This is a genomic window from Streptomyces alkaliterrae (genome assembly GCF_007097205.2).
Classification (GTDB): domain Bacteria; phylum Actinomycetota; class Actinomycetes; order Streptomycetales; family Streptomycetaceae; genus Streptomyces; species Streptomyces alkaliterrae.
Genome location: NZ_VJYK02000114.1, coordinates 1 through 16392, shown reverse-complemented (window position 1 = coordinate 16392; position 16392 = coordinate 1). Strand labels below are relative to the sequence as shown.

Sequence of the window (16392 nt, the reverse complement as noted above, 5' to 3'; positions counted from 1 at the left end):
GTGTCGAAGGGGTCGGTGTCGGGTTGGCGCAGGGGGCGGCCGTCGAGGCCTTCGGTGCTGAGGCCGAGGTGGTCGAGGGCGGTGGCGGCGACGTCGACGAGTCGTACGTCGTGGCGGGTGGAGCCGGGAGTGATGCCGGGGCCGTTGGCGATGACGAAGGTCTGGCGTTCCTCGGGGGAGGAACCGCCGTGGCCGCCGCGGTTGGTGTGGCCGTGGTCGGTGGTGAGCTGGATCAGCCAGTCCTCGTCGGCGTAGGTGGTGCGGGAGCGGACGGCGTCGAGGATGCGGCCGACGAGGCGGTCGCTGCGGGCTATGGCCTCCAGGTACCGGGGGCTGGCGGCGCCGTGGCGGTGGCCGGCCTCGTCGATCTCGCCGAGGTAGACGAAGGAGGCGTCGGGGCCGCGGGAGGCGCGGAGTTGGTTGACGGCGTGGTCGGCGATCTTGGGGTCTTCCTGGCGGTAGCCGTCGCGGTCGCCCTTCAGGTTGAACCTGGTGTCGACGGCCGGGGAGAAGATCGGGCCGTTCTGGTCGGTGGAGGTGATCGGTTCCCAGTCGGCGGCGGCGTAGGTGCGCAGCTCGGGTCGGGCCTGCTCGATGCGGGTGAGGAAGTCGGGGTGCTGGTCGAAGCGCTTGCCCCGGAAGCTGTTGTCCTTGACGCCGTGCTTGTCCGGCCAGACGCCGGTGGCGACGGTGGACCAGCCGGGGCCGGAGGAGGTGGCGGCCATGGGTTGGGCGTAGAGGCGGCTGGGGGCGGTGACGCCCTGCCGCATGAGGGATTTCAGGTTCGGGGCGTCGGCGGCCTGGACGCGGTCGAGGTTGAGTCCGTCGAGGCCGATGACGAGCACCTTGGCGGTGCGGGCGGTGTCGGTCTCGGAGGGCGGCGCGGCGGTGGCCGGGGCGGGCGCGGTCACGGTGACGGCGGCGAGGGCGCCGAGGGCAGCGGCCACGGCGGTGGCGGAAGCGCGGGGCACGTGTCGACTCCTGGGAGGTAGGGGGCTCACAGCAGGCCTGGGAGATCGGTGATGGAGGGGAGGACGTGGTGGGCGCCGGCGGCGCGTAGGTCGGGCTCGGTGTGGGCGCCGGTGAGTACGGCGGCGACCAGGCCGGCGCCTGCGCTGAGGCCGCTGCGGACGTCGGAGACGGTGTCGCCGCAGACTGCGAGTTGTCGTACGTCGTCGGCGGCGCGGGTGCGCAGCAGGGCGGTGAGCGGTAGGTCGGGGTGGGGTCGGCCGCGTCCGGCGTCGGCGGGGCAGAGGGTGAGGTCGGCGAGGTCCTGCCAGCCGAGGGCGCGCAGCAGCCGGTCCTGGGTGGTGCGGGCGAAACCGGTGGTGAGGACGACGGTGCGGCCGTCGGCGCGTAGGCGTTCGATCGTTTCGCGGGCGCCGGGCACCTCGGTGCAGGCGCCTTCGTCGACGAGTCGCGCGTAGGCGTGCTCGAAGGCGGCGTTGGCGTGTTGGGCGCGGGTCTCGTCGCCGGCCAGGAGGTGGCGGAAGACCTTGATCTTGGACTCGCCCATCGTTGCCTGCACGTAGGCGAGTTGGTCGGGGGTGTGGTCGGGGAGGGCGGCGCGGAAGGCGGTTTCGACGAGGCCGTCGTCGGCGACTGTGGTACCCGCCATGTCGAGTACGACCAGCGTGATCACCAGTTCAACTCCTTCGCGGTGTCCTCGGCGATGGCCGGGGAGCAGGTCATGCCTCGCCCGCCGGGGCCGGTGACAAGCGTTCCGCGGTCGAGGCGGTGGCGGGCGACGAGCCGCGTCGGGTCGAGGCACTGGGCGTAGACGCCGGCCCAGCGGCGCCGGACGGGTGGCAGCGGGCGGCCGAGCAGTGCGGTGGCGACGGCGGCGAGGTGCTCGTAGGGGCGTTCGTCGACGTCGAAGCCGAAGGGCTGCTCGTACTCGTGGGTGTCGCCGACGGTGAGGGAGCCGTCGGCTCGTTGCACCATCAGCAGCTGCATGTGGTGTTCGGCGGCGACGGGCGGCTGGGGTTGGACGCGGTCGAGTTCGTCGCTGTGGTAGGCCGGGTAGTAGCGGAAGCTGTCGGCGTCGGCGACGGAGGTGGTCAGCCGCTCGTCGAGCGGCGCGGTCTGCATCATCTGCAACCGGACGCGGCGGACGGGGAGTTCGGGTGCCAGCTCGCGGACGAGTCCGCCGACGCGGTCGCCGGGGCACAGGACGACGCAGTCGCCGGAGTGCCGCTCGCCGTGGTCGTCGGTGACGGACGGGCCGTCCACGGCCCGGATCTCGCGGCCGCCGAGGAAGGTGTAGCGGCCGGTGGTGCGGAGGTGGTCCTGGAGGGCGCGTTGGGCGGTGCGGGGTTCGACGGCCGCGTCGCGCTCGCACCACAGCGCGCCGAGGGTGCCGTCGGTCAGGCCGCGCAAGGCCGGGTTGAGCGCCAACGCCTGCTTGGTATCGAGAAGTCGGTGCCCCCGGGCCGCCGCCTCCGGGGCTTCGGCGGCGGCTTTGGCGACGGCGAGTTCGGCGGCCGTCCGGACGACGGTGAGGCTGCCGCCGGTGCGGAAGCCGAGGGCGGGGACCCGGTCGCCGATCTCCTCCCACAGCGCGCGGGCGCGCAGCGCGGTGTCCAGTTCGACGCCGGGGGCGCGGCCGCCGACCCAGACCAGGCCGAAGTTCCGCACCGAGGCGCCGCGCGCCTGCGGTTCGCGTTCCAGCTGGACGACCTCGTGGCCGCGTCGGACGGCCTGCCAGGCGTGCATGGTGCCCAGCACGCCGCCTCCCACAACGATGACTCGCATGGCGAAGACGGTCTCGCCGTGGCGTGTCCCGGTCTGGGCCGAGGGGCGACGCGGGGGTGAACGCGTCGCCAAGTTTGGACCAGACCGGTTATCGATCCGTTACCGCCTTCAATGTTGCGGTGAAGCTGAAGCGGTCGCCTCGGTAGAGGGTTCTGACCCGCTCCAGGGGCCGGCCCGCGGGGTCACGGGTGAGTCGGTGGATGAGCAGCATGGGGAGTGCCGGAGGGGTGCCGATCAGCAGAGCCTCGCGGGGTGTGGCCAGTACCGTCTCCAGCCGCTCCTCGCCGCCCGCGCAGACCAGATCCTTGTGCTCTCGCAGATACCGGTAGAAGGAGGTGGCGGGGTCGAACTCGTCGGCCAGGTCGGGCAGGAGCGCCACGGGTGTGAAGGTGCTCTCCAGGCCGACGCGTTCGTCGTCGGCGAGCAGGACGCGTTCCAGGTGCCAGACCGGGTCGCCGGACGCGACGCCCAGCTCCCCGGCGAGTTTTGCCGGGGCCGGGTGGCGGTCGAGGGAGATCAGCGTCCGGCCGGGTCGCAGACCGCGTCGGCGGATGCCCTCGGTGTAGCTGTCCAGTGACAGCGGCTGGGTCAGTTTGGGCCCTGCCACCACCGTCGACCGGCCCCGCCGCCGGACGCGGCCCTCCAGCAGCAGCTCGCGCAGCGCCTGCCGCACGGTCTCGCGCGCCGCGCCGAAGCGCTCGGCCAGCTCGCGCTCGGCGGGCAGCGCCCCGCCCTCGCCCAACTCCTCCAGCAGCGCGGCGACCCGCGCCTTGACCGCGTAGTACTTCGGCACCCGGCCGTGCTCGGGCACGCCGTCGCGGATCGGTGCGGAACTGTCCTCGGGAAGCTGTGGGATCTCACGCCTGCTCACTCCCGCCATCCTGGCAGGCCGGCGGGAGCTGCCGGGATGCGCGATCCCGGCACCGGGGTCACGGGACTAGCATTCGGCGCGGCAGCGCCCCCGGCAGCGAAGGACGAGAATGAACACCAGCAGGAGCAGCAACGGCGGCGCCCCTCTGCGGGTGGGGTTGATCGGTTACGGGGTCGCGGGGTCGTTCTTCCACGCCCCGCTGGTCAACGCCGTGCCCGAACTCAGGCTGGACGCGATCGTGACCTCCGATCCCGACCGGCGGCGGTCGGCGTCCGAGGCGTATCCGGGGGCGCGGACGGTCCCGGACGCGGACGCGTTGTTCGCGGACGCCGACCGGCTTGATCTGGTGGTGGTCGCGTCCCCCAACCGGACCCATGTGGAACTCGCCGAGCGGGCGTTGCGCGCCGGGCTGCCGGTCGTGGTGGACAAGCCGCTGGCCGGGACGGCGGCGGAGGCGGAGGCCCTGGGGGCGCTGGCCGCCGAACGCGGACTGCTGCTGTCGGTCTTCCAGAACCGCCGCTGGGACGGCGACTTCCTGACCGTGCGCGACCTGATGGCCGAGGGCACGCTCGGCACGATTCACCGGTTCGAGTCACGGTTCGAGCGCTGGCGGCCCCGGCTCAAGGGCGGTTGGCGGGAGTCGGGGGACCCGTTGGAGCTGGGCGGGCTGCTGTACGACCTCGGGAGTCATGTCGTCGACCAGGCGGTGAGCCTGTTCGGCCCGGTGGTCTCGGTGTACGCCGAGGCGGACGTGCGGCGGGCGGATGGCGGGGCGGACGACGACACGTTCCTGGCGCTGACCCACCGCAGCGGGGTCCGTTCACACCTTTGGGTGAGTGCGCTCGCCGCCCAGCCGGGCCCGCGCTTCCGGGTGCTGGGTGACCGGGCGGGCTATGTGAAGTACGGGCTGGACCCGCAGGAGGACCAGCTTCGGGCCGGTCGGCGGCCGGAGCCGGGCGCGCGCTGGGGCGCGGAGGAGGAGTCCGCCTGGGGAACACTCGGCAGCACCGAGCGGACCGAGCCGGTGCCGACCCGGGACGGCGACTACCCGGCGTACTACGCGGCGGTGGCGGAGGCGCTGCGGAGTGGCGGCGAGCCGCCGGTGAGCGCCGCCGAGGCCGCCGAGGTGCTGCGGGTGCTGGAGGCCGCCCGGGTGTCGGCCGCCGAGGGGCGGGTCGTGCGCCTGGGCTGAGCGGCGGCCCGCCGGGGCCGCGGGGTGACGCACGCCCCGCCTCCCGGGCCGACCCGGACACCGGCCGGGGCCGCACGGACCCCGGCCGGCGCCGGACGCTTCCGACTACGCGCTCTTGAACTCCTGGCGTTGGCGGCCCAGTCCGTCGACCTCGAGCTCCACCACGTCCCCCGGGCGCAGGAACGGCTTCGGGTAGGGCTGGCCGTTGGCGACGCCCGCCGGGGTGCCGGTGTTGATCACGTCGCCGGGCCGCAGCACCATGAACTGGCTGAGGTAGCGGACGACTTCGGCGACGGGGAAGATCTGGTCGGCGGTGCTGCCATGCTGCTTGAGCGCGCCGTTGACCCGCAGCCGGAGGCCGAGGCGCTGCGGATCGGGCACCTCGTCGGCGGTGACCAGCCATGGGCCGAGCGGGTTGAACGTCTCGCAGTTCTTGCCCTTGTCCCACTGGCCGCCGCGCTCCAGCATGAACTCGCGCTCGGAGACGTCGTGGGTGATGGTGTACCCGGCGATCACGCCGAGCGCCTGTTCGGTGCTCTCCAGGTAGCGGGCGGTGCGGCCGATGACCACCGCCAGTTCGACCTCCCAGTCCGTACGTACGCTGCCGCGCGGGATGAGCACGGTGTCCTCGGGGCCGACGACGGTGTCGGGGGCCTTCATGAAGACCAGTGGCTCCTCGGGGATCGCCTGGCCGGTCTCCTCGGCGTGGTCGCGGTAGTTGAGTCCGATGCACACGATCTTGCCGATGCCGCCGAGCGGCGGCCCGATCCGCAGTCCGGCCTGGTCGAGCACGGGCAGTCGGCCCCCGGCGAGTTCCTGCCTGATCCGGGCGAGCGCGGTCTCGTCGGCGAGCAGGCTCCCGTCCACGTCGGGCACCAGCCCGGACAGGTCGCGCAGCACGCCCCGCTCGTCGAGGGCCGCCGGACGTTCCGCCCCCACCGGTCCAACACGCAGCAGTTTCACGGCACACTCCCGTGGTCGAAGGTCGCGATGGGGACGGCCATCGAGGGTTCGGACGATCCTCCAAGGCCGGGTGGCCACGCGCAAGCAGCGCCCGAGTACTGGACCGTAACTTCCGGAATCGACCTCTCGCCGGAGTCCGCCGCCCGCCGTGAGCCGCCGGCTTCAGCCGCCGCCTTCAGCCGCCGAGCGCGTGGGTCACCGTGTGGATGGTCAGGCCGGCCAGCGCACCCACGACCGTGCCGTTGATCCGGATGAACTGGAGGTCGCGGCCGATGTTCGCCTCGATCTTGCGGGAGGTCTGCTCGGCGTCCCAGCCGGCGACGGTGTCGGTGATCAGTCCGGTGATCTCGGCCTGGTAGGTGGTGACGACATGGGTGGCGGCGTCCTCGATCCACCGGTCGACCTTGGTCTGGAGCCGGTCGTCCTCGGCGAGCCGGGCGCCGAGGGAGAGCAGCCCGGCCCGGGTGCGCAGCCGCAGTTCGCTGCGCTCGTCCTCGGCGGCGGTCAGCAGTGAGGTGCGCACCGACGTCCAGGCGGAGCTGATCACGTCCTGGACCTCGCCTCGGGCGAGGATCTCCGACTTCAGCCGCTCGACCTTCTCCCTCGTGGCGGGGTCCTCGCGCAGCTCGGTCGCGAAGTCCGTCAGGAAGGTGTCGATCGTGCCGCGCGCCGGGTGGTCCGGCATGTCCCGCATCTCGGTGACGAAGCGCAGCAGCTCGCGGTAGACGCGGTCGCCGATCTTCTGGTCGACGAAGCGCGGCGTCCAGCCGGGCGCGCCGCCGGCGACCGCCTCCATGACCGACTCGCGGTGCAGCACGAGCCAGTCGTGGGCCTTGGCGCAGATCAGGTCGACGGCCTTGTGGTGGCCGCCGTCGGAGACGACGCGGTCGAGCATCGTGCCCAGGCCGGGCGCGATCTCCTGGGCGTCGGCCCGCCGGGTGATCGCCTCGCCGACGACCGCCCGTACGTCGGAGTCGCGCATGACGGTGAGCGCGCCGCGCAGCGCGGTCGCCAGCTCGGTGGTGACGCGGTCCGCGTTGGCCGGCTCGGCGAGCCAGGCCCCGAGCCGGCGGCTGATGCCCACCGACCGCAGCCGCTGCCGCACCACGTCCTCGCCGAGGAAGTTGTCGCCGACGAAGTCGCCGAGGTTGCGGCCCAGTTGGTCCTTCTTGGTGCGGATGATGGCGGTGTGCGGAATGGGCAGGCCCATGGGACGCTTGAAGAGCGCGGTGACGGCGAACCAGTCGGCGAGAGCCCCGACCATGCCGGCCTCCGCGGCCGCCGCCACGTATCCGGCCCATGCGCCGGCACCCGACCGTTCGGCCCAGGTGGCCAGGACGTACACCACGGCGGCCAGTACGAGGGCGCCGGTGGCGATCGTCTTCATCCGCCGTACGCCGCGCTGCTTCTCCGCGTCGGCGGCGGTGAACTCTCCCAGGTCCCTGGTGATGTGCGCGACCGGATGGCGCTCCGGCCGTTCGTCGGTGTCCGTCGTCCGTTCCATCGGCTCCGCCCAGTGTCGTGTCCCGGCTTGCATTGTCGCCGGGCCCGGCGGAAGACGCGGGACGCCCGGTGAGACGCGGAACACGTGCCGCGGCGCAACGCGCCGCGCCGCGCCCGCGTCCCCTCCCCCGGAGGCACTCGGGACGGGCGCGGAACGCCGGGCGGCACATGGGATCATGTCTGACGCATCAGGGAAGGCCCGAGGGGGAGAGAATGACCGCTGGCAGGCGGCCCGTGAAGAGCAGGAACGCGGGCTACGCGTTCCTCGCGGGCTTCGCGGCGATCGTCGTGCTCGTCTCCACGGCGATCTTCGTCGGCTTCGGCGGTCGGGAGACGCCGCGCCGCGCGAACGGTGGCGGCGGGCAGGCGGCGCCGGCCTCCTCCGGCAACTGGGTCGGCACCTGGGCCACCGCCGCCGCGGCGAGCGAGCCCGACGCCCCGCGCGGCCACCCGGACACCTCGATCCGCAACATCGTGCACACCTCCGTCGGCGGCACCGCCGCGCGCGTGCAGCTGTCCAACCTGTTCGGCGACCGTCCGCTGACCATCGACCACGCCACGCTCGCGCTCGCCGCCGCGCCCAGCGCCCCGGCCGCCGCCCCCGGCACGATGCGCCGGCTCACCTTCGGCACCCAGGAGTCGGTGACGATCCCGCCCGGCGGGACCGTGACCAGCGACGCGGTCCGGCTGACCGTGCCGCACTCCGCCGACCTGCTGGTGACGACGTACTCCGCGACCCGCTCCGGCGCGGTCACCTACCACCCCTTCGCCCGGCAGACCAGCTATCTGGCGAGCGGCGACCGGGCCGCCGAGACGGACGGCAGCGCGTACACAACGCAGAGCCCGTACTGGCGCTACGTGACCGGTGTGGACGTGTGGACGACGGAGACCGAGGGCGCGGTGGTGGTCATCGGCGACTCGATCACCGACGGCATCACCTCCAGTCCCGGCGCCAACCGCCGCTGGCCGGACTTCCTCGCCGAGCGGCTGCGCACCGAGCGCGGCGCGCCCGCCTACAGCGTGCTCAACTCGGGCATCAGCGGCAACCGGGTCCTCGTCGACGGCACCGCCCGCTTCGCGTACAACGGTCCGAGCGCGCTGGCCCGGATGGAACGCGACGCGCTGTCCCGCACCGGCGTGCGGACGGTGGTGATCCAGCTCGGTATCAACGACATCCTCAAGCATCCGGGCCCAATCGACCCGGCGGTGATAGTGCACGGCCTGGAGCGGCTGGCGGCACAGGCGCAGAGCCGGGGGCTGCGGGTGGTCGTCGGCACGCTCACCCCGTTCGCCGGCCACCGCAAGCACACCCCGGAGCGGGAGGCGGCCCGGCAGCGGGTCAACGAGCGCATCCGGGCGAGCGAGGCGTTCGACGGGGTCGTCGACTTCGACGCCGCGCTGCGGGACCCGGCCGCACCCGAACGTATGCGCACCGCGTACGACTCCGGAGACAACCTGCACCCGGGCGACAACGGCTTCCGGGCCATGGCGCAGGCCGTGGACCTGCGGTTGATCGCCAGCGACCGGAGCACCCGGGTCTCCGCCGAATGACCTCCGACCGGCTTCCCGCCGCCCCCGCCGGGCGGTGTGTGAGCAACCGCTCACGTCTCGCCGCATCCATTTGCGCCCCTTGTGCGTCTTGTATTCAGGAGGATCCCGTATCCGGCGGGATCGCACGACCGTTCGGCGCACCCGCGACGAGACCGGTCGCGGTTCGCCGGATCGGGTGACGACCGCAGACCAAACGGCCTGGCGCGTGCGCCGAGGGCACCGCCAGGCGGCACGGAACGGCCCACGCGGTGCGATGGTGACCGGATGCCGCGGTGTCGCGTCGCCGCGGCAGCGGCACCGGACAGCGCGGGGTGGGCCGCCCGACCCGGACGAGGAGTCCCAGAACAGATGAGCGACGATCCGAACAGCACCGCCCAGGGGAGCGCACCGGCGGACGCACGGCCCCGGCGCACCGGGCTGCGCCGGCTGCTGCCCACCTGGCGGATGGTGCTCGGCGGCGTGCTGCTCGTGCTGCTCCTGGGGACCGGCACCATGGTCACCGGCTACCTGCTGGTGGACATCCCGGACGAGCCCAACAAGGCCGCCGCCGCGCAGAGCAACGTCTACCTGTACTCCGACGGCTCGGTGATCGCCAAGGACGGCGAGGTCAACCGGGAGAACGTCACCCTCGGGCAGATCCCCAAGACCGTGCAGCACGCGGTGCTCGCAGCCGAGGACCGGGACTTCTACACCAAGCCGGCCGTCGACCCCAAGGCGATGGCGAGGGCGGCGTGGAACATGCTGCGCGGCGAGGGCAAGCAGTCCGGTTCCACGATCACCCAGCAGTACGTGAAGAACTACTACCTGACCCAGGACCGGACGATGACCCGGAAGGCGAAGGAGTTCTTCATCGCGATCAAGCTGGACCGGGAGGTCAGCAAGGACGACATCCTCGTCGGCTACCTGAACACCAGCTACTACGGCCGCAACGCCTACGGCATCCAGGCCGCCGCGCAGGCCTACTACGGCAAGAACTCCGACGACCTGACCACCGAGGAGGGCGCGTACCTCGCCGCCCTGGTCAACTCCCCCAGCGCCTTCGACGTGTCCGCGGTCCCGGAGAACCGGGGCAAGGCCGTGGCCCGCTGGAACTACGTGCTGGACGGCATGGTCAAGGAGGGTTGGCTGCCCGCCGGCGAGCGGGCCGGGATGAAGTTCCCCGAGCCGAAGGAGGCCAGCGCCCCCACCGGCCACTCCGGCCAGCGCGGCTACCTCGTCAAAGCCGTCAAGGACCACATCGTCAGGAACGACATCCTCGACGAGGAGCGTCTGCGGACCGGCGGCTACCGCATCACCACCACCATCGACCGCAAGCGCCAGCAGGCGTTCGTGAAGTCCGTCGAGGAGCAGCTGCTCAGCAAGGTCGACGACTCCCGCGAGGTCGACAAGTACGTGCGGGCCGGCGGGACGTCGATCGACCCGGAGACCGGCGAGGTCGTGGCCATGTACGGCGGTCTCGACTACGTGAAGCAGTTCGTGAACAACGCCACCAGGCGCGACTACCAGGCTGCTTCGACCTTCAAGCCGTTCGTGTACGCGGCGGCCATGGAGAACGGGTCCAGCACGCGGGGCGGGCAGCGCATCGGCCCGTACACCACCTACGACGGCACCAGCCGCCGCCCGGTCGTGGGCCGGGACGGACAGCAGACAAGCTGGGCGCCGCAGAACGAGGGCAACGTCTCCTACGGCCCGATCTCGGTCACCGAGGGCATGGACAAGTCCGTGAACTCCGTCTTCGCCCAGATGGGTGTCGACGTCGGCCCGGAGAAGGTCAAGGAGACGATCATCAAGCTCGGCATCCCCGCCGACACCCCCGAGCTGGCGGAAGCCCAGGCTTCGGTCTCGCTCGGCACCGCGACGCCCAGCACGCTGGACGTCGCGCACGCGTACACCTCGCTCGCCAACCACGGCGAGGAGCGCCCCTACACCCTCGTGTCGAAGATCGCCCGGGGCGGCGAGGAGATCCAGCTCCCGGAGCGCGAGACCACGCGGGCGATCAGCCGCGCGGCCGCCGACTCCACCACCGCCGTGCTGCGCAGCGTCGTCGACAACGGCAGCGGCGTCAACGCCAAGGCCGCCGGCCGCCCGGCCGCCGGCAAGACCGGCACCGCCGAGGGCAACACCGCCGCCTGGTTCGCCGGCTACACGCCCGACCTGGTGACGGTGGTCGCCGTCATGGGCCAGGACTCGCAGACCGGAGAGCAGAAGTCGCTGCACGGCGCGCTCGGCGAGCCGCGCATCAGCGGGGGCGGCTACCCGGCCCGGATCTGGGCCCAGTACACGGGCGCGGCGCTGGCCGGGAAGCCGTACAAGGACTTCGACCTGGAGGCGGAGAACGTCCAGCCGCCGCCGCAGGAGACCCCCGAGGCCCCGCAGGAGCCGGACGACGAGCCGGAGACTCCGGAGGACGAGGAGGAGCAGGACGAGAACGCCGACGGCGGCGCGGACGACGGCGGCGACGAGAAGGGCAACGCGGACGGCGGCCAGGACCAGAACACCCCCGGCACCGGGCAGCCCGGCACCGGGGAGGGCGACGATCAGCCGGGAACCCCCGGCGGCACGCCCGGCGGCTCCCCCGGCACCGACCCGGGCACCGGCGACGGCGGCGCGGAGACGCCCGAGGCGCCGGCGGGCACCGGGCCCGGCGACAGCTTCTTCGCCCCGTTCCGCCCGACCGGCTGACGCCGGAGGCCGCTCACAGTGCCCTGAGGGTGCTCAGTGGCCGGAGGTGGCCTTGAGGCCCACCACGGCCACCAGCAGCAGCGAGATGAAGAAGATCCGGGCGGCCGTCACCGGCTCGCCCAGCACGAGGATGCCGAGGATCGCGGCGCCGGCCGCGCCGATCCCGACCCACACGCCGTAGGCGGTGCCGATCGGGAGGGTGCGGGCGGCCTGCGCCAGCAGCAGCATGCTGGCCGCGATGCCGAGGACGGTGAACACGCTCGGCCACAGCCGGGTGAAACCCTCGGTGTACTTCATGCCGATCGACCAGCCGACCTCCAGCAGACCGGCGACGAGCAACAGTATCCAGGCCATGACGGCACCTCCGGGAGAAACGTCTTCTCAGGGGTGCGTCGTCTTTGCGTTGGCCCCGGCGTGTCCACCAGGGGCGGCCCGGTACGGCGCGTCTCGTCGGGCGTGTCCCAGGGTAGCAACACGCCCCGCGTACGGCCGGGGCCGTGCGCGGGGCGTGCGAGGAGTCCGGCGCTGGGGCGCCTACGGGTCCACAGGTCTACAGGTCTACAGGTAGAGGCCGGTCGAGTCCTCGGAGCCCTCGAGCCGCTCGGCGGCCACCGCGTGCAGGTCGCGTTCCCGCATCAGCACGTAGGCGACGCCCCGCACCTCGACCTCGGCCCGGTCCTCCGGGTCGTACAGGACCCGGTCGCCGGGCTCGACCGTGCGGACGTTCTGTCCCACCGCGACGACCTCGGCCCACGCCAGCCGGCGGCCGACCGCGGCGGTGGCGGGGATGACGATGCCGCCGGTGGAGCGGCGCTCCCCCTCGGGGGTGTCGGTACGGACGAGCACACGGTCGTGCAGCATCCGGATGGGCAGTTTGTCGTGGGCGGTTTCGGAACTCACGGCACGACCGTATATCAAGCGCTCAGTCACGCCGCCGTCGAGCCGAGCCGAGCAGGCCGATCACCACGACCGTCGCCACGACCAGCGGCACCACCCGCTCCAGCCGCGGCGAGCCGTCCTCGTGCGTCAGCTGGGCGCGGACCTGGCCGAGCGACCGGTTCACCGCGACGTACGCCCGGCCCGCGGTGCGGTCGACGGCCGCCGCGGCGCGGGCCTTCGCGTCGTCCATGATCGTGCTGGGGTGCACCCGTACGGCGAGCTCGTCGAGCGTGGCGGCCAAGCGCTGCCTGCTGCGGACGATCTCTGCCTCAATCTCTGCCGGGCTCTTCGCTGCGGCCACCGCGCTGCCTCCGTCGTCTTGTCATCGCTGCGGAACAGTCTGTCAGCTCACTGTGCCACGCGCCCCACCGGTCTCACGGTTGTCCGTCCGTTGTCCTCCGGTTGCCGGTTAGGCTCGGCCGGGCCGGTGGTTGTGGACCCGGCGGAACACGAGTACCAGAGGAGCGATGATGAGCGAGCGACTTCAGCCGGGCGATCCCGCGCCCGCGTTCACCCTGCAGGACGCCGACGGCAAGGAGGTGTCCCTGGCGGACTACGCCGGGCGGAAGGTCATCGTCTACTTCTACCCGGCCGCGCTCACCCCGGGCTGCACCAAGCAGGCCTGCGACTTCACCGACAACCTCGGGCTGCTCGCGGACGCCGGCTACGACGTCGTCGGCGTCTCCCCCGACAAGCCGGAGAAGCTGGCGAGGTTCCGGGAGAAGGAGGAGCTGTCCGTCACTCTGGTCGGCGACCCGGAGAAGGAGGTGCTGGCCGCCTACGGTGCCTTCGGCGAGAAGAAGCTGTACGGCAAGGTGGTGACCGGCGTGATCCGCTCCACGGTGATCGTCGACGAGAACGGCAAGGTCGAGCGTGCCCTGTACAACGTGAAGGCGACCGGGCACGTCGCCAAGCTGCTCCGCGACCTGAAGATCGCCGAGGACTGATCAACACGGCTGACCGGGCGCCCGCCGTCCGGCTAACATGTCACCGTCCGGCGGCCGTGATGGAACTGGCAGTCATGCTGGGTTTAGGTCCCAGTGGGTTCTCACACCCGTGTGGGTTCGAATCCCACCGGCCGCACCGGGAGACGGCGACCGCCCCGGCCCGCGCACCACGTGCGGGCCGGGGCGGTCGCCGTTCGGGGTCAGCCCCTAAGCGGCGGCGCGGCGCAGGGTCCGCGCCCAGACGCGAACCTCCGGGGCGGCGAGGGAGTCGCCGAGCCAGTCGTGGTCGGGGGCGGTGCCGGGCAGCGACGGCACCACGGCCACGTGCATACCGGCCGCCCGCGCGGCGGCGGCCCCGGTCGCGGAGTCCTCGAAGGCCACCGACCGTGCCGGGTCGGCGCCCAGCGCCGCGCACGCGGCCAGGTAGAGGTCCGGGGCGGGCTTGCCCGCCGCGACGTCCTCGACGGTGACGGTGTGCTCGAAGAGGTCGGCGAGCCCGGCGGACTTCAGCGCCAGCTCCACCAGCTCACGCGGGCTGTTGCTGGCCACCGCCACCGGGACGACGGCCCGGCAGGCCGACACGAGCTCCCGGGCGCCGGGCATCGGCTCCATGTCGGCGGTGAACTCCTGCCGCACGGTGCTCAGCAGTTCGGCGGCGAGTTCCGGCCCGGCGCCGGGCCGGCCGAGGTGGGCGGCGATGGCCTCGCCCGCCTCCGGCAGTGCCCGGCCGATGAGCAGCGCCTTCTCCTCGGGTCCGAAGGGACGGCCGTAGGAGCGGAACAGCGCGGTCTCGGCGATCGTCCAGCGGCTCTCGGTCTCCACGAGCAGCCCGTCGCAGTCGAAGACGACGGCCTGGACGGTCTCGGGCAGGTGACCGGAGGCGGCGGCCCGCTGCTCGGCGGCGCTCACGCGCCACCGCCGGGCAGCAGGTCGCGGACGAGCGGGGCGAGGGCGCGGAAGGCTCGGCCGCGGTGGCTGATGGCGTTCTTCTCGTCGGGGGTGAGTTCGGCGCAGGTGCGCCGCTCGCCGTCGGGCTGGAGGATCGGGTCGTAGCCGAAGCCGCCGGAGCCGGCGGGCGCGTGGCGCAGGGTGCCGGTGAGGCGGCCCTCCACGACGTGCTCGGTGCCGTCCGGCAGCGCGAGGGCGGCGGCGCAGGCGAAGTGGGCGCCGCGGTGCCGGTCGTCGATGTCGGCGAGCTGGGCGAGGAGCAGTTCGAGGTTGGCGCGGTCGTCGCCGTGCCGGCCGGCCCAGCGGGCGGAGAAGATGCCGGGGGCGCCGCCGAGTACGTCGACGCAGAGTCCGGAGTCGTCGGCGACGGCCGGTAGCCCGGTCGCCCGCGCGAGGGCGCGCGCCTTGAGCAGCGCGTTCTCGGCGAAGGTGACGCCGGTCTCCTTGACGTCAGGCACCCCGGGGTAGGCGTCGGCGCCGACGAGTTCGATGCGGTCGCCGCCGAGGCCGGCGTCACCGAGGATGGCGCGGAGTTCGACGACCTTGTGGGCGTTGCGGGTCGCGAGTACGAGTCGCTGCATACGGGCGATTATCCAGCGGCCCGTCGGGCGCGCGGGCACCGGCCCTCGGAGGCCGGTGCCCGCGCGCCCGAGGAGCGGTCAGACGCCGAGGGCCTGCCGCTGGGCACCGTCGAGCTGGGCGCAGCCGGCGGTGGCGAGGTCGAGCAGGGTGTCGAGCTCGGCGCGGTCGAAGGGGACGCCCTCGGCGGTGCCCTGGACCTCGACGAAGCGGCCGTCGCCGGTGCAGACGACGTTCATGTCCGTCTCGGCCTTGACGTCCTCCTCGTAGCGGAGGTCGAGCAGCGGGACGCCGTCCACGATGCCGACGCTGACGGCGGCGACCGTGCCGGTCAGCGGCTTGGCCTTGGCCTTGATCAGCTTGCGCTCGCGGCCCCAGTCGATCGCGTCGGCCAACGCCACGTAGGCGCCGGTGATGGCGGCGGTGCGGGTGCCGCCGTCGGCCTGGAGGACGTCGCAGTCCAGGACGACGGTGTTCTCGCCGAGAGCGGAGAGATCGACGACCGAGCGCAGGGAGCGGCCGATGAGCCGGGAGATCTCGTGGGTGCGGCCGCCGATCTTGCCGCGCACGGACTCGCGGTCGCCGCGGGTGTTGGTGGCGCGCGGCAGCATGGCGTACTCGGCGGTGACCCAGCCCTGGCCGCTGCCGCGGCGCCAGCGCGGCACGCCCTCGGTGACGCTGGCCGTGCAGAGGACCTTGGTGTCTCCGAAGGAGACGAGCACGGAGCCCTCGGCGTGCTTGCTCCAACCGCGTTCGATCTGGACGGGGCGGAGCTGGTCGGCGGTGCGGCCGTCGATACGTGACATGGGGGCGAGACTAGTTGGTCCGGACGGCGGCACACGACGTGAGGGCCCGGGACGGGGAGAGGGGACTCCGGGACCCACCGGGACGACGCGAGGCCCGCGCCTTTCGGCGCGGGCCTCGTACGCTGGGGGGTGGGCGTCAGCCCGGGTGGTCGGGGCGTCAGCCCGTCACATCATGTCCTCGATCTCGCCGGCGACCGGGTCGGCGTCGGTGCCGATGACCACCTGGATCGCGGTGCCCATGCGGACGACGCCGTGGGCGCCGGCGGCCTTGAGCGCGGCCTCGTCGACGAGGGAGGCGTCCTCGACCTCGGTGCGGAGGCGGGTGATGCAGCCCTCGACCTCGACGATGTTGTCGATGCCGCCGAGTCCGGCGACGATCTTCTCAGCCTTGCTGGCCATGTTGCTCTCCTGGTGTGCTCGGGCCGCCATCGGGTCCGCCAACTGGTCTACACCAGTCTGCGGCAACTGGCAAACAAACGACAGGGAAGTCCACGCGCCCGTGAGCGAGCGAGTTGCCCGGGATCACAGGCCGACAAACATCCGGATTCGAGTATTCCGCTATCCTCACGCCCCGTGCTACAACTGGTCTAAACCTCAAGTGGTGTAGACCACTAGATCGTAACCCCTGAGACGCCGCCGTCTCCCCCACCCCCGGTG

At 72.7% G+C, this 16392-nt stretch carries 17 protein-coding genes and 1 tRNA gene; 5 read left to right on the top strand and 13 right to left on the bottom strand.

Annotation, left to right across the window (positions count from 1 at the left end; translation table 11 throughout):
* The 4 genes from FNX44_RS13070 to FNX44_RS13055 all read right to left on the bottom strand — a co-directional run.
* Positions 1-971 (bottom strand): alkaline phosphatase family protein (locus FNX44_RS13070; protein WP_323369326.1); only part of this gene is annotated, 971 nt, incomplete at its 3' end.
* 26 nt (positions 972-997) lie between these two features.
* Complete coding sequence (locus FNX44_RS13065) at positions 998-1618, bottom strand: phosphonatase-like hydrolase (RefSeq protein WP_143648241.1); 621 nt, start codon at positions 1616-1618, stop codon at positions 998-1000.
* Between the two features lie 20 nt (positions 1619-1638).
* Complete coding sequence (locus FNX44_RS13060; RefSeq protein ID WP_143648238.1) at positions 1639-2754, bottom strand: TIGR03364 family FAD-dependent oxidoreductase; 1116 nt, start codon at positions 2752-2754, stop codon at positions 1639-1641.
* A gap of 88 nt (positions 2755-2842) precedes the next feature.
* Positions 2843-3625, bottom strand: coding sequence for a GntR family transcriptional regulator (locus FNX44_RS13055; protein WP_323369324.1), 783 nt, complete (start codon positions 3623-3625; stop codon positions 2843-2845).
* A gap of 109 nt (positions 3626-3734) precedes the next feature.
* Between FNX44_RS13055 and FNX44_RS13050 the strand changes: the two genes are divergently transcribed.
* Complete coding sequence (locus FNX44_RS13050) at positions 3735-4817, top strand: Gfo/Idh/MocA family oxidoreductase (protein WP_143648236.1); 1083 nt, start codon at positions 3735-3737, stop codon at positions 4815-4817.
* Between the two features lie 105 nt (positions 4818-4922).
* Here the strand turns inward: FNX44_RS13050 and FNX44_RS13045 are convergent, their stop codons facing one another.
* Positions 4923-5780 (bottom strand): fumarylacetoacetate hydrolase family protein, encoded by an 858-nt coding sequence (locus tag FNX44_RS13045; protein WP_143648235.1) that lies wholly within the window; start codon positions 5778-5780, stop codon positions 4923-4925.
* Between the two features lie 175 nt (positions 5781-5955).
* A complete protein-coding gene (locus FNX44_RS13040) occupies positions 5956-7317 on the bottom strand; it encodes a DUF445 domain-containing protein (protein ID WP_143648234.1) in 1362 nt (453 codons plus the stop codon).
* 179 nt (positions 7318-7496) lie between these two features.
* On the opposite strand from FNX44_RS13040, the gene FNX44_RS13035 reads away from it, so the two are divergent.
* Complete coding sequence (locus tag FNX44_RS13035) at positions 7497-8834, top strand: SGNH/GDSL hydrolase family protein (RefSeq protein ID WP_143648233.1); 1338 nt, start codon at positions 7497-7499, stop codon at positions 8832-8834.
* A 348-nt stretch (positions 8835-9182) separates the two neighbouring features.
* Positions 9183-11516 carry a transglycosylase domain-containing protein gene (locus tag FNX44_RS13030; protein WP_143648232.1) on the top strand — a complete coding sequence of 778 codons (2334 nt, stop codon included), beginning with the start codon at positions 9183-9185 and terminating at the stop codon, positions 11514-11516.
* A gap of 33 nt (positions 11517-11549) precedes the next feature.
* Here FNX44_RS13030 and FNX44_RS13025 read toward each other — a convergent pair whose 3' ends face one another.
* From FNX44_RS13025 to FNX44_RS13015, 3 genes are all read right to left on the bottom strand, one after another.
* Positions 11550-11870: a DMT family transporter gene (locus FNX44_RS13025; RefSeq protein ID WP_143648231.1), complete on the bottom strand. Its 321-nt coding sequence runs from the start codon at positions 11868-11870 to the stop codon at positions 11550-11552.
* Between the two features lie 204 nt (positions 11871-12074).
* On the bottom strand, positions 12075-12377 hold the full coding sequence (locus FNX44_RS13020) for a GroES family chaperonin (RefSeq protein WP_143648240.1): 303 nt from the start codon (positions 12375-12377) through the stop codon (positions 12075-12077).
* Between the two features lie 61 nt (positions 12378-12438).
* Positions 12439-12756 carry a DUF3618 domain-containing protein gene (locus tag FNX44_RS13015; RefSeq protein ID WP_143648230.1) on the bottom strand — a complete coding sequence of 106 codons (318 nt, stop codon included), beginning with the start codon at positions 12754-12756 and terminating at the stop codon, positions 12439-12441.
* 169 nt (positions 12757-12925) lie between these two features.
* Between FNX44_RS13015 and bcp the strand changes: the two genes are divergently transcribed.
* Complete coding sequence (gene bcp / locus FNX44_RS13010; protein WP_143648229.1) at positions 12926-13402, top strand: thioredoxin-dependent thiol peroxidase; 477 nt, start codon at positions 12926-12928, stop codon at positions 13400-13402.
* 50 nt (positions 13403-13452) lie between these two features.
* Positions 13453-13538, top strand: a tRNA-Leu gene (locus tag FNX44_RS13005).
* Positions 13539-13609: 71 nt separating this feature from the next.
* Here the strand turns inward: FNX44_RS13005 and FNX44_RS13000 are convergent.
* The 4 genes from FNX44_RS13000 to FNX44_RS12985 all read right to left on the bottom strand — a co-directional run bounded on the left by FNX44_RS13000 (position 13610) and on the right by FNX44_RS12985 (position 16164).
* The gene (locus FNX44_RS13000; protein ID WP_323369322.1) at positions 13610-14311 is read right to left on the bottom strand and encodes an HAD family hydrolase; all 702 of its coding nucleotides are present in this window, start codon (positions 14309-14311) and stop codon (positions 13610-13612) included.
* Positions 14308-14931 carry an RdgB/HAM1 family non-canonical purine NTP pyrophosphatase gene (gene rdgB, locus FNX44_RS12995; protein ID WP_143648228.1) on the bottom strand — a complete coding sequence of 208 codons (624 nt, stop codon included), beginning with the start codon at positions 14929-14931 and terminating at the stop codon, positions 14308-14310. The genes FNX44_RS13000 and rdgB overlap by 4 nt, the downstream gene beginning before the upstream one ends.
* A 78-nt stretch (positions 14932-15009) precedes the next feature.
* Positions 15010-15735 carry a ribonuclease PH gene (rph, locus tag FNX44_RS12990; protein ID WP_143648227.1) on the bottom strand — a complete coding sequence of 242 codons (726 nt, stop codon included), beginning with the start codon at positions 15733-15735 and terminating at the stop codon, positions 15010-15012.
* Between the two features lie 165 nt (positions 15736-15900).
* Complete coding sequence (locus FNX44_RS12985) at positions 15901-16164, bottom strand: PTS sugar transporter subunit IIB (RefSeq protein WP_143648226.1); 264 nt, start codon at positions 16162-16164, stop codon at positions 15901-15903.
* Positions 16165-16392 lie beyond the last annotated feature (228 nt).

What these genes read in the sequence shown, in the direction of transcription:
- FNX44_RS12985 (WP_143648226.1), bottom strand. Translation starts at nt 16,164, where the DNA reads ATGGCGGCCCGAGCACACCAGGAGAGCAACATGGCCAGCAAGGCTGAG.
- rdgB (WP_143648228.1), bottom strand. Translation starts at nt 14,931, where the DNA reads ATGCAGCGACTCGTACTCGCGACCCGCAACGCCCACAAGGTCGTCGAA.
- FNX44_RS13020 (WP_143648240.1), bottom strand. Translation starts at nt 12,377, where the DNA reads ATGCTGCACGACCGTGTGCTCGTCCGTACCGACACCCCCGAGGGGGAG.
- FNX44_RS13050 (WP_143648236.1), top strand. Translation starts at nt 3,735, where the DNA reads ATGAACACCAGCAGGAGCAGCAACGGCGGCGCCCCTCTGCGGGTGGGG.
- FNX44_RS13025 (WP_143648231.1), bottom strand. Translation starts at nt 11,870, where the DNA reads ATGGCCTGGATACTGTTGCTCGTCGCCGGTCTGCTGGAGGTCGGCTGG.
- rph (WP_143648227.1), bottom strand. Translation starts at nt 15,735, where the DNA reads ATGTCACGTATCGACGGCCGCACCGCCGACCAGCTCCGCCCCGTCCAG.
- FNX44_RS13060 (WP_143648238.1), bottom strand. Translation starts at nt 2,754, where the DNA reads ATGCGAGTCATCGTTGTGGGAGGCGGCGTGCTGGGCACCATGCACGCC.
- FNX44_RS13030 (WP_143648232.1), top strand. Translation starts at nt 9,183, where the DNA reads ATGAGCGACGATCCGAACAGCACCGCCCAGGGGAGCGCACCGGCGGAC.
- bcp (WP_143648229.1), top strand. Translation starts at nt 12,926, where the DNA reads ATGAGCGAGCGACTTCAGCCGGGCGATCCCGCGCCCGCGTTCACCCTG.
- FNX44_RS13040 (WP_143648234.1), bottom strand. Translation starts at nt 7,317, where the DNA reads ATGCAAGCCGGGACACGACACTGGGCGGAGCCGATGGAACGGACGACG.
- FNX44_RS13035 (WP_143648233.1), top strand. Translation starts at nt 7,497, where the DNA reads ATGACCGCTGGCAGGCGGCCCGTGAAGAGCAGGAACGCGGGCTACGCG.
- FNX44_RS13065 (WP_143648241.1), bottom strand. Translation starts at nt 1,618, where the DNA reads ATGGCGGGTACCACAGTCGCCGACGACGGCCTCGTCGAAACCGCCTTC.